This is a genomic window from Mangrovicoccus algicola, assembly GCF_014903745.1.
Classification (GTDB): Bacteria; Pseudomonadota; Alphaproteobacteria; order Rhodobacterales; family Rhodobacteraceae; genus Mangrovicoccus; species Mangrovicoccus algicola.
On record NZ_JACVXA010000022.1, the window covers coordinates 1 to 15,407 of the forward strand.

Below are 15,407 nucleotides of genomic sequence, written 5' to 3' on the forward strand. Positions count from 1 at the left end.
CCCCGCCTGCCGCGCCGCCGCGGCCACCCCGTCGATCAGGGGCCTGCCCGCGCGGGCCTCCAGCCGCGCGCGGTGGCGCGCCATGCCCGCACAGCCCAGCACCACCGCGGGCGCAGCCGTCTTCCGGGCGCATTCGGCCAGGCGCTCCAGCATGGCGGGCGCGCCCGCCTCGACCTCCAGAACCGGGATGCCGCTTGCGATCACCGCGCTGCAGATCTCGGCGAAGCCCTGGTCGCGGATATTGGCCTCGATCACGGGGCGCGACACCTCCAGCGTCGTGACGACGGCAAAGCGTCCGGCGCGCAGCGCCGCCATGTGATAGGCCGCCTGGCCGATGCCGATGACCGGGCAATGGGCGGCGGCGCGCATCTCTGCCAGGCCGGTATCGTCGAAACATCCGATCACGATCGCCTCCGCCCCCGCCTCGCGCGCCGCGGGCAGCATCGCCAGCAGCTGCGGGACCACCCGGTCCCCGTCCTGCGGCCCCTGGATCGCGGGCGGACCCCCGGCATTGGTCCAGGCGAGGATCTCCTGCCCCGGCGCCGCCTCGCGGGCGACCTGCGCCATCGAGTCGGTCATCGCCGCGGTGGAATTGGGGTTCAGGTAGAGGATGCGCATCTCACACGCCCTTCCCGGCATCCGATCCCAGGCGCGCCCGCCGCTTTGCCCCCGCCCAGGCCGCCAGCAGGAAGGCCCCGATGATCAGCAGCGAGAACGCCGTGGTCAGCGTCCCCAGCGCATAGATGACCGGCGTGGTCACGTTGGTGGTCATCCCGTAGATTTCCAGCGGCAGGGTGTTGTAGCTGCCCGCGGTCAGCAGCGTGCGCGCGAATTCGTCATAGCTCAGCGTGAAGCCGAACAGCCCCACCCCGATCAGCGAGGGCGCGATGATCGGCAGCACCACGAAGCGGATCGTCTGCCAGGCGCTGGCGCCCTGGTCGCGCGCGGCCTCCTCGTAGGACTTGTCGAAACGGTTGAAGACCGCGAACATTATCAGCAGTCCGAAGGGCAGCGTCCAGGTCAGCTGCGATCCGAAGCCCGAGCTTGCCCAATGCACGCGCAGCCCGAACTGGTTGAAGATCAGCCCGACCCCCAGCGAGACCAGGATCGAGGGGATCACCAGCGAGGCGATGATCAGGTAGAACAGGATGCCCGACCCCGCGAAGCGCTTGCGGAAGGCCAGCCCGCCCATCACCGACACGATGACGGTCGTCACCATCACCATCAGCCCCAGCGCGAAGGAGCGGCGGAACGCGCCCCAGATATCGCCCACCGCCTGTTCCCGGAACAGGTCGCGGAACCAGTGGAGCGAGGCGCCCTGCATCGGAAAGGTCAGCCCGCCGCCGGGCCCCTGGAAGCTGAGGATGCCGATGGTGATGGTCGGCCCGTAGAGGAACAGCAGGAACAGCCCGAAGAAGATCGTGAGCAGCCAGAAGCCGGTGGATCGTCTTTCCATGGTCACAGCTCCTTGCGGATGTCGACGAAGCGCAGAAGGATCGCGATGGTCAGAAGGACTGTGCACAGGAGCACCACCGCCGTCGCCGCCGCCGAAGGGTATTGCAGCAGCGAGATGTCGTTGGAGATCAGCCGCCCCACATTGGCGCGCTGGCTGCCCGACATGAAGCGCACGGTGATGAAATCGCCCATCACCAGCGTGACGACGAAGATCGTGCCGATCATGATGCCGGGCTTGCACAGCGGCAGGATGACATGGATCAGCGTCTGCCAGCCCGAGGCGCCATTGTCATAGGCCGCCTCGACCAGGCTGCGGTCGATGCGCATCATCGTGTTGAAGATCGGCACGACCATGAACAGCGTGTAGAGATGCACGAAGGCCAGGATCACCGAGAAATCGGAATACAGCAGCCATTCCACCGGCTCGTCCACCACGCCCCAGCTGATCAGCATCTGGTTGGCGATGCCGTTGCGGCCCAGGAACGGGATCCAGGAAATCATCCGGATGATGTTCGAGGTCCAGAACGGGATCGTGCACAGGAGAAACAGCGCGATCTGCCAGGACTGGCTGCGCACGTGGAAGGCCAGGTAATAGGCGACGGTGAAGCCGATCGCCAGGGTCAGCGCCCAGGTCAGGAAGGCATAGCGGAAGGTCGCCAGGAACACCCGCCCGGTCACGGAAGAGCCGAAGAGGAACCGGTAATTCTCCAGCGAGAAGGCCGGGATGATGGAAAACTCGGTCGCCTGCCAGAAGCTGACGGTCACGATCGTCGCGATCGGCAGCACCAGGAAGGCGGCCAGCACCAGCGTCAGCGGCGCGGCCTGCAGCCATCCGGCGACATGGCGGTTCTTGAGGATCTGCATCGGGCCTCCCTCGGCTCGGTTCGGGGTCGCGCGCGCCCGCAAGGGCGCCCGAGGGGGGCGCGAGCCCCCCGAGACCCGCCCGTGGCCGCAAGGCCGCGGGCGGGGACATGATGTCGCCCGCGGCGCGGGTGTCCGCCGGATCAGGTCCCGGTCGGTCCCTGTCCCGCGGAGGGCGCTGCGCTCAGCTGGCGATGAACTCGTTCCACTTGCGGACCATGTACTGGTTCTCGTCCATCACCGCGTTCCAGCAAGCGACCGATCCCATGCGGTCGTAGAAGCTGCCGCCGTCGCGGACCTCCCCGGCCTGGGCCAGAACGTCGCCGAAGGGGCTGGTGATCTCGCCCGTGGCCTCCTTGCCCTCGAACCAGTAGCCCCACTCGTTCTCGGACATGAATTCCTTCGACGTCTCGGGCACGGCGGAATAATAGCCCTGGCGCATCAGGAACCCGCCGACCCAGCCCGAGAGATACCAGTTGATGTACTCATAGGCCGCATCCAGCTCCATGCCGGTCAGCGACTTCGACAGGCCGATGCCGCCGCCCCAGCTGCGATAGCCTTCCTCCAGCGGCTGGTAGACGCAGGGGATGCCGCGGGTCTTCACCGCGGTGATGGCGGGCGACCACATCGACTGGATCACCACCTCGCCCGAGGCCATCAGGTTCACGCTCTCGTCGAAGGTCTTCCAGAAGGCGCGGAACTGGCCCGCGCGCTTGGCCTCGGTGAAGATCGCGAAAGTCGCGTCGATCTCCTCGCGGGTCATGTTGCCCTTGTCGCCATAGGTGATCTCGCCCATCGACTCGCAGACCATGGCCATGTCCATGATCCCGATCGAGGAAATGTCCAGAAGCGAGGCCTTGCCCTTGAATTCGGGGTTCAGCAGTTCCGACCAGTTGGAGATCGGCCGCCCGATCAGGTCGGGACGGATGCCCAGCGTGTCGGCATTGTAGATCGTCGGGATCAGAGTCATCCAGTTGGTCTGCTCATCGGCGAAGGCGGTCGAGCCCTGGCCCTCGACGAAGCCCACCGTATGCGGCGCGGTGCCCTGGGCGATCTCGCTTTCCGGGGTCAGCTTGCCATCCTTGAAGATGCCGACGATCTTGTCGTAATTGGCGATCTTCGAGACATCCATCGCCTGCAGGTTGCCGGTCGGCCAGACCTTCTTGCAGATCCAGTACTCGATATCGGCGATGTCGAAACTGTCGGGCTGGGTGGCGGCGCGCTGGGTCACGGCGTCGGAATCCAGCGCCGTCATCTCCAGCGTGATGCCCAGGTCTTCCTTCACCTTGGTCGCCACCTCGTTGAGGTTCGACACGCCGGTGCCGAACTGGCGCAGCACGATGTTCTTCGATTCCTGCGACCAGACCATCGGCGCGGCCAGGGTCGTCGCCGCGGCGGCCGCCCCGGTCTTGAGGACGGAACGGCGGGTATAGCCGACTTTTGCCATTGTCTTCTCTCCTGTTGGTATCTTGTTGTCTCTGGCCCGGTCAGGCGGTCAGGCGGTGCAGCCGGGACGCGTCCCAGCTGAGCCCGACCGCGTCGCCGGGATTTTTCGGGTTCTCGAAGAACCGGGCCTCGGGCACCAGCGCCAGGACCTCCTGCGCGCCCGCCATCGCCGTCACCGCGACATGGGCCCCCTGGTACTCGACGCCGCGCACCACCGCCGGAAGCCCGGCCTCGTCGAGCCGCACGTCATCGGCGCGCAGCGCGAAGCGCGTCCCGTCCAGGTCCATCACGTTATGGCCGCCCATGAACCGGGCGACGAATTCGGTGCGCGGCGCCGCGAAGACCTCGCGCGCGGTTCCGGCCTGTTCGATCACGGCGTCGTTCATCACCACCACCTCGTCGGCCAGCGCCAGCGCCTCGTCCTGGCCATGGGTGACATGGATGAAGGTGATGCCCAGCTCGCGCTGCAGCCGCTTGAGTTCCCCGCGCACCCGGATGCGCAGGAACGGGTCCAGCGCCGAGAGCGGCTCGTCCAGCAGGAGCACCCGCGGCTTGGTCACCAGCGCGCGCGCCAGCGCGACGCGCTGCTGCTGCCCGCCCGACAGCTGCGCGGGCAGGCGTTCGGCCAGGTGGGTCATGTCCACCAGCTCCAGCATCTCGTCGGCGGCGCGGTGGCGGGCGGCCTTGTCGACCCCCTTCATCCGCAGCGAGAAGGCGACATTGTCGCGCACGCTCAGATGCGGGAACAGCGCGTAGGACTGGAACATCATCGCCGTGCCGCGCCGCGCCGGTTCCAGCCGCGACACGTCATGGCCGTCCAGCACGATCGAGCCCTCGGAAATGCTCTCATGCCCGGCGATCATCCGCAGCGTCGTCGACTTGCCGCAGCCCGACGGCCCCAGCAGGCAGACATAGCTGCCATTGGCGAAGACATGGCTGACATCGCGCACCGCAACCGTGCCGCCATAGCGCTTGGTGACATGCACCAGTTCCAGATCCTGTCCCGAGCGCATCGGCCGCCCCCTGTTCCGCTTCCTGATGACAGATCAGGGGAGACCCTGCCCGCTGCGAAGGCTTTTCCGTGACATTGCCCCTGCGGAACATTGATCGCCCAAGCTTTGGACGTTTCCTCGGGGGCGGCGCTCACGATTTGTACAAGTTTCGTATACAATTCGGTCAGCCCATGTATCGCCAGCGCCCGGCCTTGTGCGCCGCCCTGCCCCACGGAAGAGTGCCCCGGGGTTCACCGGAAGGGGCGCGCGTGGCAAGGCAAGAGACAGTGACAGGCAGCGCCGAGGTGGCCGCCAGGCTGGCAGTGGCGATCCACGAACACCGGCTGGCGCCGGGCACCAAGCTGAACGAGGACGAGGTCGGCGAGATCTTCGGCGTCAGCCGCACGGTGGTGCGCGCCGGGCTGCAGCAGCTGGCGCATCAGCATCTGGTGGAGCTGAAGCGCAATCGCGGCGCCTTCGTCGCCAGGCCCGGCGTGCGCGAGGCCCGCGAGGTGTTCGAGGCGCGCAGCCTGCTGGAGCCCACCACCGCGCGCTCCGCCGCGCGCCGCGCGGGCCCCGCCGACATCGCCGCGCTGCGCGATCACATCGAGGCCGAACATGCCGCACTGGCGGCGGGCGATGACGGACGCGCGCTCCACCTGTCGGGGACCTTCCACAACGAGGTGGCGCGGATCGCCAACCAGGGCACGATCGCCGAGTTCATCGCCCAGCTGGTGTCGCGCTCCTCCCTCATCATCGCGCTCTACTGGGAACGCCGCGCCGCGCTGTGCGAAAGCCATGCCCATCATGCACTGATCGCCGCGCTGGAACGCAATGACGAGGCCGAGGCCGAGGCCCTGATGAAAAGCCACCTGCTGGATCTCTACACCTCGCTGGACCTGCGCGACACGCCCCCCGCCCCGCGCACGCTGAAGGAGGCGCTGGACGGATGAGGTTCAGGACCGCAGCGACCCCCGCCGAGATCGCCCTGGTGCTGGACTGGGCGCGGGCGGAGGGATGGAACCCGGGTCTGGAGGACGCCGCCGCCTTCCATGCCGCCGATCCCGGCGGGATCTTCCTGGCCGAGCAGGACGGCGCGCCGGTCGCGGCCATCTCGGTAATCAACCATTCCGACACCTTCGCCTTTCTGGGGTTGTACCTGTGCCTGCCGGCCTTCCGCGGCCGCGGGATCGGCCATGCGCTGTGGACTCATGCGCTTGCCCATGCGGGCGAACGGACCGTGGGGCTCGACGGGGTGGCGGCGCAGGAGGCGAATTACGCCCGTTCGGGTTTCGTCCGTCAGGGAGCGACGCTGCGCATGGCCGGACCCGCTCCGATCGGCGAGGCGCCGGGACTGCGCCCGGCGGGCGGCACCGATCTTGCCGCCATCGCGGCGCTGGACCTGGCCGCGACCGGCGTGGCGCGGCCGCGATTCCTGGCCGCCTGGCTGATGCAGGCCCGCAGCCGCCGCAGCATCGTGCTGGACCGGGACGGCCGCGTCGCGGGGGTCGCCACGGCGCGGCTCTGCGGCGAGGGGTGCAAGATCGGACCGGTCATCGCCCCTGATGCCGATGCCGCCTGGACCCTGATCGCGGGGGCGGCCGCCGCGCTGTCGGCACAGCGGGTGATCCTCGACGTGCCGGAATGGCAGGACGCGCTGACCGGGCGGCTGGCGGCGGCAGGCTTCGCCACCACCTTCGCCACGGCGCGCATGTATCGCGGCCCGGCCCCCGCCCCGGCCGCAGGCGGAACCCAGCACGCCATCGCCACGATGGAGCTGGGCTGAGCCGCGAGGGCTAGCGCGGGGTGTCGTTCTGCGAAAGCCCCTCGCTGAGCGGGTGATAGTCGCCCTCGCCCTGCGCCCGGCGCCGCCGCGCGCGCAGCTTTCGCGGGCTTTCGGTGATCCGGATCTGCCCCGAAACGGCCAGCACCCAGACCAGGATGGGCAGCGCCACGATGCCCCCGACCGGTCCCCAGATCCACAGCCAGACCGTCAGCGTCAGGAAGATCAGCAGCGGATTCAGCGTCAGGCGCTGCCCCACCAGCGAGGGGGTGACGAAATAGCCCTCGGTGAAGTTCATCGCCACATACATCGCCATGGGGGCATAGCTCATCACCCCGTCGAAGGTGACGAACCCCGCCACCAGAAGCGAGGCGGCGAACAGGACGGGCCCCAGGTAGAGCAGGTAGTTCAGCAGGAAGGCCAGGACGCCCCAGGTCGTTGCGGAGGGGATGCCGAGCGCGAAGAGCCCGAGCCCCGTGCACAGCCCCAGCACCGCGTTGATCCCGGTGATCGTCACGAAATAGCGCGATACCGAGGTATCGGCCCAGTAAAGCAGGTCGCGGGTCTTCAGATCGGCCCGCGGCGAGGGAAAGGTGCGGTCCAGCCAGTCATAGATCTGCCGCCGCGTGAGGATGAAGAAGAACAGCGTGGCCAGGAAGACCAGCGCCTGTGCCGCGATCTGCGGCGCGAACAGCACCGCGTCCCAGAAGGAGAACAGCTGTTCGGCCTGTTCCTCGCCCTCGGGCGGCGGGGCGGGCGGGCGCGTCGGCTTGTCGTCGGCGGAGATGGCATTGTTCACCTCCTGCGACATCTCCTGCAGGTTCTGACCCAGCGAGACCAGCCCCTCCAGCGTGTCGCGCGCCTCGTCCACGACCTCGGGGATCTCCCGCACCGCGCCCTCAATGGCCGGCGCCAGCACCAGCACCGCGCCGAAGACCGCCAGGCAGGTCCCGAAGGTCACGGCCAGCGCCACGGCGGCGGAGGGAATGCGGTTGCGCGCGGCGAAATCGACCAGCGGAGAGACGATCACCCCCAGCGTCAGGGCCAGCACGGTCGGGGCGGAAATCGACTTGGTCAGCTTCATCACGATCAGCGTGACGATCAGCACGGCCGCGATGGTCAATGCGTTGCGCGGCAGCGTCATGCCAGCCACCCCCCGCATCTGTCGGGACACGGGGCGCCCGCGATCGTGGCTTGCATCGGATTCTCCTCGGGGTCGGGATGGCGTTGTCGATGGGAACGCCCGGTCCGCGCAGGCGGTTCCGCGCCGCCGCGAAATATGTCACGGAACAATCGCGGACAGGGCGGCGTTTGATCCCCGACGCATCATCTCACCGAGTATCCATGACACCCCAAGACCCCGAGCAGGAGGATGGCGGCCGCGAGGTCAAGCCGGTCCTGCGCCAGCCCGCCGAGATCGAGGAACACGAAACCCTTCCCGATGACGAGGAGGAGGAATCCGTCTCGGAAGCCTCCAGCCTCTCGCCGCGGCTGATCTACGAGGTCGTGCGCCGCGACGGGGACGAGGAGCTCAATCGTCCCGCCAGCGCGCTGATCTGGTCGGGCGTGGCGGCGGGCATCCTGATCTCCGCCTCGGTGATGGCCGAGGCCGCGCTGCATTCCGCCCTGCCCGACGCGCCCTGGCGCGAGATCATCGAGAATGCCGGCTACTCGCTGGGCTTCATGATCGTCATCCTCGGGCGGATGCAGCTTTTCACCGAGAATACCATCACCACCGTGCTGCCCTTCCTGGCCCGTCCGGGGCTGCGCTGCTTCGGCTCGGTGATGAAACTGTGGTCGATCGTGCTGGCGGCCAATGTGGTGGGCGCCTTCGTCGCGGGCTGGTTCCTGTCGCTTGAGGACGTCCTGGCCCCCGAGGTCCGGCTTGCCACGATGGAGATCTCGCTTCACGCGCTGGACCTGCCGCCGCTCGAAGCCTTCCTCAAGGGCATTCCCGCAGGGGTGCTGATCGCCGCGCTGGTCTGGCTGCTGCCGCAGGCCCAGGCCTCAGCCTTCTTCGTGATCGGCGCCCTCACCTGGATGATCGCCATGGGCGGCTTCACCCATGTCATTGCCGGATCGGTGGAACTTGCCATCGTGGTGCTTGACGGAAGGACCGGCCTGCTCCACGCCTTCGGGGCGTGGTGGCTGCCGGTGCTGGCCGGGAACATCCTCGGGGGCACGGCCGTCTTCACCGCGCTGGCCTGGGCCCAGGTCCGCATGGAGGTGCGCACCCGCAACCGGACCGCCGACCCGCTCTGAGCCCGCTTCACCGCCATTCCATCGACGAAGGAACCTTGCCTTGGACGTTCTGCCCTGCCCGACCTGCGGCATCCGGGTCTTTCCCGAGAGCTGCCTTTGCGCCAACGGCCACGAGATCGCCTATGACGCCCGCGCCCGCACCCTGGTGGAGGCCGCCGCCGCCCCGTGCTGCGCCAACCGCGACAGGCTGGGCTGTTCCTGGACCGCCGCGGCGGAGGGAGAGCTGTGCCTGAGCTGCGCGACCACCACGGTCGTGCCCGACCTCTCCGCCCCCGGCGCGGAGGCGCTCTTTGCCGCGACGGAGGCGGCCAAGCGCTGGGTGCTCAACGGGCTGATGCGGCTGGGCTGGTTCCTGGGCGAAACCCCCGAGCTGCCCGAGTTCCGCCTGATGTCCGAGAAGATCAAGGGCCGCCGCCAGGTGGTCATGATGGGACATGCCGACGGGGTGATCACGCTGAACATCATGGAGGCCGACCCCGCCACCGCGATCCGCCGCAAGCAGGAATTCGACGAACCCATCCGCTCGATGATCGGCCATGTCCGCCACGAGACCGCCCATTTCCTGCATGACCGGCTGGGGCGCGAACAGCCCGGCTTCCTGCCCGCCTTCCGCAATCTCATGGGCGACGAGCGCGCCGATTACGGCGAGGCGCTGGAGCGGTATTACGACCAGGGCCCGCCCCCCGGCTGGCAGGACACCCATATCAGCGAATACGCCGCCGCCCACCCGCACGAGGACTGGGCCGAATCCGCCGCGAACGCGCTGCACCTGGAGGACCTGGCCCAGAGCGCGGCGGAACTGGGGATCCGCGTGGAGGGCGAGACCATGCTCGACCGCGCGCAGACCGCGGGGATCGGGCTGAACCACATGTGCCGCGCCCTGGGACAGCCCGACCCCTATCCGATGGTCATCTCGCCGGCGGTGCGCGAGAAGATCGAGTTCGCCCTGTCCTGGCTGGACCGCCGCCGCCGCGGCTGAGCCGCACCGCGGGGCAGCGATGCCGCCCCTGCCCAAGGTTTCGGCATCAAGCCCGCCGCGGTGCGGCGCCGCGAGGGCGGATCCGCTTTGCGGTTGACGCCGCAGGCCCGGCCCCGCCGAATGGAACCGGGCCCGTGCCTTCGCCGACATGTGCGGGCGCCGCGGATGCCGCCCGCAGGGCCCGCGCGCACAAGACGGAACGAGTGACCCATGCCGATTGAGAACGCCCCCTTTTCCCGGGACGAATACGACCGCCGCATCCGGCTGACGCGCGAGACCATGGCCGAATTCGGCATCGACGTGCTTGTCGTGACCAACCCCTCCAACCAGTACTGGCTGACCGGCTATGACGGCTGGTCCTTCTACGTCCACCAGGCGGTGATCCTGCCGCTGGAGGGCGATCCCTGGTGGTGGGGCCGCGCGATGGATGCCGATGGCGCGCGCCGCACCGTGTGGATGGAGGACGACCATGTCCTGCCCTATCCGGACCGCTACGTGCAGGCCGCCGAGACCCACCCGATGGAGGATCTCGCCTCGCGGCTGCGCATCATGGGCCATGGCGACCGGCGCATCGGCGTCGAGATGGAAACCTATTTCTTCACCGCCCGGGCCTTCACCACCATTGCCGAGGGGCTTCCCGGGGCGGACATCATGGATGCCTCGAGCCTGGTGAACTGGCAGCGGCTGGTGAAATCGGAGGAAGAGCTGGCCTTCATGCGCCGCGCGGCGCGGATCTCGGATCTGGTGATCCACCGCGCGGTCGAGCTGGCCGAGCCCGGCATGAAGAAGCACGAGCTGGCGGGCGAGCTGTACAAGACCGCCGTCACCGGCGAGGCCGAGAGCTGGGGCGACTACCCGGCGATCGTGCCGCTCCTGTCGGCCGGCGGCGAGGGGGCGGGTCCTCACCTGACCTGGAACGGCGAGGCGCTGCGCAGGGGAGAGGCGGCGACCATCGCGCAGTCGGGCTGTCACCGGCGCTATCACGCGCCGCTGTGCCGCACCGTCTATCTGGGGCGGCCGCCGAAGGTGATGACCGAGGCGGCGGAGGCGCTCAGCGCCGGTCTGGAGGCCGGGATCGAGGTGGCGCGCGCGGGCAACCGCGCCTGCGACATCGCCCGCGCCCTGGAGGACGAGCTGGCGCGCGCCGGGCTCGCCCATCCGGTGCGCTGCGGCTATGCGGTGGGGTTGAGCTATCCCCCCGATTGGAGTGAACATACCGTATCGCTGCGCGCCTTCGACGAGACCGTGCTGCTGCCCGGGATGACCTTCCATTTCAAGCCGGGCCTGCGCATGGACGGCTGGGGAATGGAGACCACCGAGACGATCCTGATCCGAGAGGAGGGTCCCGCGGAGGCGCTCGGCACCGTGCCGCGCAAGCTTTTCGTCAAGGAGTGATCCATGTCCCTCGATCTCTGCCGCCGCCATCTCGGCGAGCTGATCGCCTTTCCCACCGTCTCGGCGGATCCGAACATGGAAGCGATCGCCTGGATCGCCGAGCGGCTGGAGGCGGCGGGCGCAAGGGTCGAGGTGATGGCCGATGCGACCGGGCGCAAGGCCAATCTCTATGCCGTGCTGGGCGGCGACGGACCGGGGGGGATCCTGCTGTCGGGGCATTCCGACGTGGTGCCGGTGACCGACCAGGACTGGAGCACCGATCCCTTCGCGATGACCGAACGCGACGGGCGGCTCTACGGGCGCGGCGCCTGCGACATGAAGGGCTTCATCGCCGCCTGCCTCGCCTCGCTGGACCGGCTGAAGGCCGCGCGGCGGCCGATCCATTTCGCCTTCACCCATGACGAGGAGGTCGGATGCCTCGGCGCTCAGGCGCTGGTCGAGGTGCTGAAGACCCGCGAGGTCCTGCCCGAACTGGCGATCATCGGCGAGCCGACGATGATGCAGGTGATCGAGGGTCACAAGGGCTGCTGCGAATACACCGTCACCTTCGAGGGCACGGCCGGGCACGGCTCGGCCCCCGAACGGGGGGTGAACGCGGTGGAATACGCGGCGCGCTATGTCGCGCGGCTGCTGGAGCTGCGCGAGGCGCTGAAGGCGCGCGCGCCTGCGGGATCGCGTTTCGATCCGCCCTGGAGCACGATCAATATCGGCGGGTTGCATGGCGGGGTGGCGCATAACGTGATCGCCAGCCGCGCCGTGCTGGACTGGGAAACCCGCCCCGTCGCGCCGGGGGATCTCGACTTCGTCAAGGCGGGCATCGAGGGTTTCGCGCGCGATGTGCTGCTGCCCGAGATGCGCCGCGTCGCGCCGGAGGCGGATATCCTGACCGAGGTGATCGGCGAGGTCGCGGGGCTGGTGCCGATGGAGGAGAACGCCGCCCGCGATCTGGTGCTGAAGCTCACCGGCGGCAATGGCGCGGGGGTGGTGCCTTTCGGCACCGAGGCCGGGCTGTTCCAGTCGCTGGGCATGGATGCGGTGCTGTGCGGTCCGGGATCGATCGACCAGGCCCACAAGGCAGACGAATATGTCAGCCTCGAACAGCTGGGGCTCTGCCTCGACCTGCTGGACCGACTGGCCGCCGCGGGCTGATCCCCCGCCCGCGGCCTTCGGCGCCGGGCCCGGATGCGCCCCCCGGGTCCGGCCCGGAGGGCAGCGGCCCCGTCAGTCCAGCTCGGCGGCGCGCTCTGCCTCCAGTTCGCTGCGCGCGGTCTCCACCGCCGCGGCGAAGGCGTCGAAGATCTCGCCGCCGCGCCCGACATTGGCCCGGAACCAGTCATAGACCGGGTCGGCGGCCTTGCGGAACTCGGCCTTCTGCGCGGGGGTCGGCACGTAGAGGTCGCCCCCGCCCTCGACGAAGGCCTCGTAGGCGGCGATGGACTTGCGCTTGGGCGAGGCGAAGGTCGCCTGCTGCAGCGCGTAGAACCCGTCGACCACCACGCGTTTGAGGTTGTCGGGGAGGTCCTGGAAGGTCTGGTTCGACATCCACCACAGCGCGGCCATGTAGGCATGCCCGTCCAGCGTCAGGTATTGCAGCCCGGCATCGGGGAATTTCATGCCCATGATGTCGGTGATGCCGTTCTTGGTGCCGTCCACGACCCCGGTCTGCAGCGAGGTGAACAGCTCGGGCCAGGGGATCGGCGTCGGCGAGGCGCCCATCGCCTTGACCAGTTCCTGCGGCAGGTCGGCCACCACGGTGCGCATCTTCATGCCGCGCAGATCGGCGGGGGTCTCGATGCGTTTCTGGGTATTGGCGAAATTGCGCCAGCCGCCGGTATTGCCGATGGTCATCAGCCGGATCGTGTCGCCCGAATCCTCCAGCGCCATCTGCCGCATCTTGCGGGTGAATTCGCCCGACAGCACCTTTTCCGCCGTGCGGTCGTCGGGCATCAGGTAGGGCAGGTCCAGAACCTGCACATAGGGAAACAGCCCCGCCACGCCGCCCGAGGTGGACATGAAGATGTCGATCGAGCCGTCCGCCACGCCCTGCAGGCATTCCGCGCCGTTGGAACACAGCTGCGTGCCGATGAACAGCTCCACCTCGATGGCGCCGTTCGAGGCCGCCTCGACATAGTTCTTGAAGACGACGAGCCCGTCGTAATCCTCGTCATTCTCGTTGGAATTGGCGGTGGCGCGCAGCGTGATGTCGGCCGCCGCGGCCGGGAGCGCCGTCCCCGCCAGAAGCGCCGCAACCAGCGCGCATTTGAGGGTGTCGAGCATATCGGATCCTCCCCTTGAGGCTCGGTCAGTCCAGGAACCCCGCCAGCCGCGGGATGGTCAGGCATATGGCAGGAACGAAGGTGATGAGGAAGATCACGGCGATCTCCACGGCAAGGAAGGGCAGGATCGCCCGCGAGATGGCCGCGACCCTCTCGCGGCTGACCGAGGCCGCGACGAACAGAACCAGCCCCATCGGCGGCGTCGCCAGCCCCACGGTCAGGTTCACGCACATGATGATGGCGAAATGCACCGGGTCGATGCCCATCCCGGCAAAGACCGGGCCCAGGATCGGACCCAGGATGATGATCGCGGGCCCGGCATCGAGGAACATGCCGACCACGAAAAGCAGCAGGTTGATCAGCAGCAGCAGAAGATACGGGTTTTCCGTCAGTCCCAGCACCAGCGCGGCCAGCGCCTCGGGCGCATGGCTCAGCGACACGACCGTCTTGAAGGACATCGCCGCGCCCACCAGCAGCAGCACCACCGCCGAGCTCAGCCCGGCGCGGGCGAAGACATCGGGCAGGTCCCGCAGCCGCAGGCTGCGCAGCACGAAAAGCCCGATCACCAGCGCATAGGCCACCGCGACGGCCGCCGCCTCGGTGGGGGTGAAGACCCCGCCCAGGATGCCGCCCAGGATGATGACCGGCGTCATCAGCGGAAAGAACGCCTTCAGGCTTGCCTCTCCGCGCTCGCCCCAGCTGGCCTTGCGCGAGGCGACGGGGAAATCGTGGCGCCCGGCCATCAGCCGCACCACCGCCATCAGGCCCAGCCCCACCAGCACCCCCGGCACGATCCCGGCCAGAAACAGCGCCGCGACGCTTTCGCCCATGACATAGGCATAGATGATCATGATCCCCGAGGGCGGGATGATCGGCCCGATCACCGAACTGGCGGCGGTCACGGCGGCGGCGAAGCGGCGCGAATAGCCCTGTTTCTCCATCGCCGGGATCAGCATCGACCCCAGCGCCGAGGTATCGGCCACTGCCGAGCCCGAGAGCCCCGCGAACAGGATCGAGGACAGGATGTTCACATGCGCCAGCCCGCCGCGCAGATGCCCCATCAGCGCCTGCGAGAATTCCACCAGCCGCAGCGTGATGCCGCCGCGATTCATCAATTCGCCCGCCAGCATGAAGAAGGGGATCGCCATCAGCGGAAAGCTGTCCATGCCGTTATAGAGGTTGCGGTACAGAAGCGTGATGTCGCGGTCCTGCCCGTTCAGCCACAGGATCGCGCCCGGCGCGGCCAAGAGCCCGAAGAAGACCGGCAGTCCCGCCAGCAGCAGCAGCAGGAAGAGCGGCAGGAACCAGATCAGCGTCATTCCGCGCCCCCGTGCCCGGCCCCGGCGATCTCCGGCAGGTCGCCCTCATGCCCCAGCAGCGCCAGCACCCGGCGCAGCATCAGCTCGATATTCACGAGGATCAGCAGCCACACCCCCACCAGGAGCGAGGCCATCATCCAGCTGCGCGGCACGCGGTACCACTGGTCGAGGCCCCAGGAGACCGGCAGGTAGAGCGAGGCGGTGGCGAACCGTCCGCCGATCCCCGTCACCTCCGACAGCCCGATCCGCGCGGCGATCACCAGCACGGCCAGCGAGATCGCCAGGAAGACCAGCTGCAGCGCCTGCACCCCGCGTCCCGGCAGCAGCGTGTCGAACGTGTCGATGGCGACGAAACCGCCCGCGCGGAAGGCCTGTGGCGCCATCAGCCCGGTCATCCACAGCATGCAGAACCGCGCCGCCTCGTCCGGCCAGGGCAGCGCATTGCCCAGCACATAACGGCAGAAGACCTGCAGCAGCGTCGCCGCGACCATCGCCGCGATGGCCAGCACGCCCAGCATCCGCCCCGCGCCCAGCACCGCGCCATTGACCGCGCCCAGAAGGCGCGCCGCCGCGATCAACGGTGTCATCCGAATTCCTCCCGTCGGGGACCTTGCTCGGGTCCCTCTTAGCCGGTCCGCG

The 15,407-nt window shown here is 68.5% G+C and carries 15 protein-coding genes; 6 read left to right on the forward strand and 9 right to left on the reverse strand.

Annotation, left to right across the window (positions count from 1 at the left end; translation table 11 throughout):
- From ICN82_RS09215 to ICN82_RS09235, 5 genes are all read right to left on the reverse strand, one after another.
- Positions 1-618: aspartate/glutamate racemase family protein (locus ICN82_RS09215; protein ID WP_193181926.1), on the reverse strand; the 618-nt coding region annotated here is incomplete at its 3' end.
- A 1-nt stretch (position 619) separates the two neighbouring features.
- Positions 620-1,456 (reverse strand): ABC transporter permease, encoded by an 837-nt coding sequence (locus tag ICN82_RS09220; RefSeq protein WP_193181928.1) that lies wholly within the window; start codon positions 1,454-1,456, stop codon positions 620-622.
- A gap of 2 nt (positions 1,457-1,458) precedes the next feature.
- Positions 1,459-2,319: an ABC transporter permease gene (locus tag ICN82_RS09225; RefSeq protein ID WP_193181930.1), complete on the reverse strand. Its 861-nt coding sequence runs from the start codon at positions 2,317-2,319 to the stop codon at positions 1,459-1,461.
- A gap of 181 nt (positions 2,320-2,500) precedes the next feature.
- Positions 2,501-3,763 (reverse strand): ABC transporter substrate-binding protein, encoded by a 1,263-nt coding sequence (locus ICN82_RS09230; RefSeq protein WP_193181932.1) that lies wholly within the window; start codon positions 3,761-3,763, stop codon positions 2,501-2,503.
- A 40-nt stretch (positions 3,764-3,803) separates the two neighbouring features.
- On the reverse strand, positions 3,804-4,775 hold the full coding sequence (locus ICN82_RS09235; RefSeq protein ID WP_193181934.1) for an ABC transporter ATP-binding protein: 972 nt from the start codon (positions 4,773-4,775) through the stop codon (positions 3,804-3,806).
- A gap of 266 nt (positions 4,776-5,041) precedes the next feature.
- Here ICN82_RS09235 and ICN82_RS09240 point away from each other — a divergent pair, with 266 nt between their 5' ends.
- Both ICN82_RS09240 and ICN82_RS09245 read left to right on the forward strand, forming a co-directional pair.
- Positions 5,042-5,707: a GntR family transcriptional regulator gene (locus ICN82_RS09240; RefSeq protein ID WP_330998981.1), complete on the forward strand. Its 666-nt coding sequence runs from the start codon at positions 5,042-5,044 to the stop codon at positions 5,705-5,707.
- Complete coding sequence (locus ICN82_RS09245) at positions 5,704-6,540, forward strand: GNAT family N-acetyltransferase (protein ID WP_193181939.1); 837 nt, start codon at positions 5,704-5,706, stop codon at positions 6,538-6,540. The genes ICN82_RS09240 and ICN82_RS09245 overlap by 4 nt, the downstream gene beginning before the upstream one ends.
- A gap of 10 nt (positions 6,541-6,550) precedes the next feature.
- On the opposite strand, the gene ICN82_RS09250 is transcribed toward ICN82_RS09245, so the two are convergent.
- Complete coding sequence (locus ICN82_RS09250) at positions 6,551-7,681, reverse strand: AI-2E family transporter (protein ID WP_193181941.1); 1,131 nt, start codon at positions 7,679-7,681, stop codon at positions 6,551-6,553.
- A 200-nt stretch (positions 7,682-7,881) separates the two neighbouring features.
- Here ICN82_RS09250 and ICN82_RS09255 point away from each other — a divergent pair, with 200 nt between their 5' ends.
- From ICN82_RS09255 to argE, 4 genes are all read left to right on the forward strand, one after another.
- On the forward strand, positions 7,882-8,799 hold the full coding sequence (locus tag ICN82_RS09255; RefSeq protein ID WP_193181943.1) for a formate/nitrite transporter family protein: 918 nt from the start codon (positions 7,882-7,884) through the stop codon (positions 8,797-8,799).
- A 40-nt stretch (positions 8,800-8,839) separates the two neighbouring features.
- Positions 8,840-9,778 carry a putative zinc-binding metallopeptidase gene (locus tag ICN82_RS09260; RefSeq protein WP_193181945.1) on the forward strand — a complete coding sequence of 313 codons (939 nt, stop codon included), beginning with the start codon at positions 8,840-8,842 and terminating at the stop codon, positions 9,776-9,778.
- A 210-nt stretch (positions 9,779-9,988) separates the two neighbouring features.
- The gene (locus tag ICN82_RS09265) at positions 9,989-11,173 is read left to right on the forward strand and encodes a M24 family metallopeptidase (protein ID WP_193181947.1); all 1,185 of its coding nucleotides are present in this window, start codon (positions 9,989-9,991) and stop codon (positions 11,171-11,173) included.
- Positions 11,174-11,176: 3 nt separating this feature from the next.
- Positions 11,177-12,322, forward strand: a complete 1,146-nt coding sequence (gene argE / locus ICN82_RS09270; RefSeq protein ID WP_193181949.1) for an acetylornithine deacetylase — start codon at positions 11,177-11,179, stop codon at positions 12,320-12,322.
- Positions 12,323-12,394: 72 nt separating this feature from the next.
- Here the strand turns inward: argE and ICN82_RS09275 are convergent, their stop codons facing one another.
- The 3 genes from ICN82_RS09275 to ICN82_RS09285 are packed head-to-tail and all read right to left on the reverse strand — an operon-like array spanning position 12,395 to position 15,355.
- Positions 12,395-13,450: a TRAP transporter substrate-binding protein gene (locus ICN82_RS09275; RefSeq protein ID WP_193181951.1), complete on the reverse strand. Its 1,056-nt coding sequence runs from the start codon at positions 13,448-13,450 to the stop codon at positions 12,395-12,397.
- Between the two features lie 25 nt (positions 13,451-13,475).
- Positions 13,476-14,768, reverse strand: a complete 1,293-nt coding sequence (locus tag ICN82_RS09280; RefSeq protein WP_193181953.1) for a TRAP transporter large permease — start codon at positions 14,766-14,768, stop codon at positions 13,476-13,478.
- Entirely contained in the window at positions 14,765-15,355 is a 591-nt protein-coding gene (locus ICN82_RS09285) for a TRAP transporter small permease (RefSeq protein ID WP_193181955.1), read from the reverse strand. The genes ICN82_RS09280 and ICN82_RS09285 overlap by 4 nt, the downstream gene beginning before the upstream one ends.
- Between the last annotated feature and the right edge of the window lie 52 nt (positions 15,356-15,407).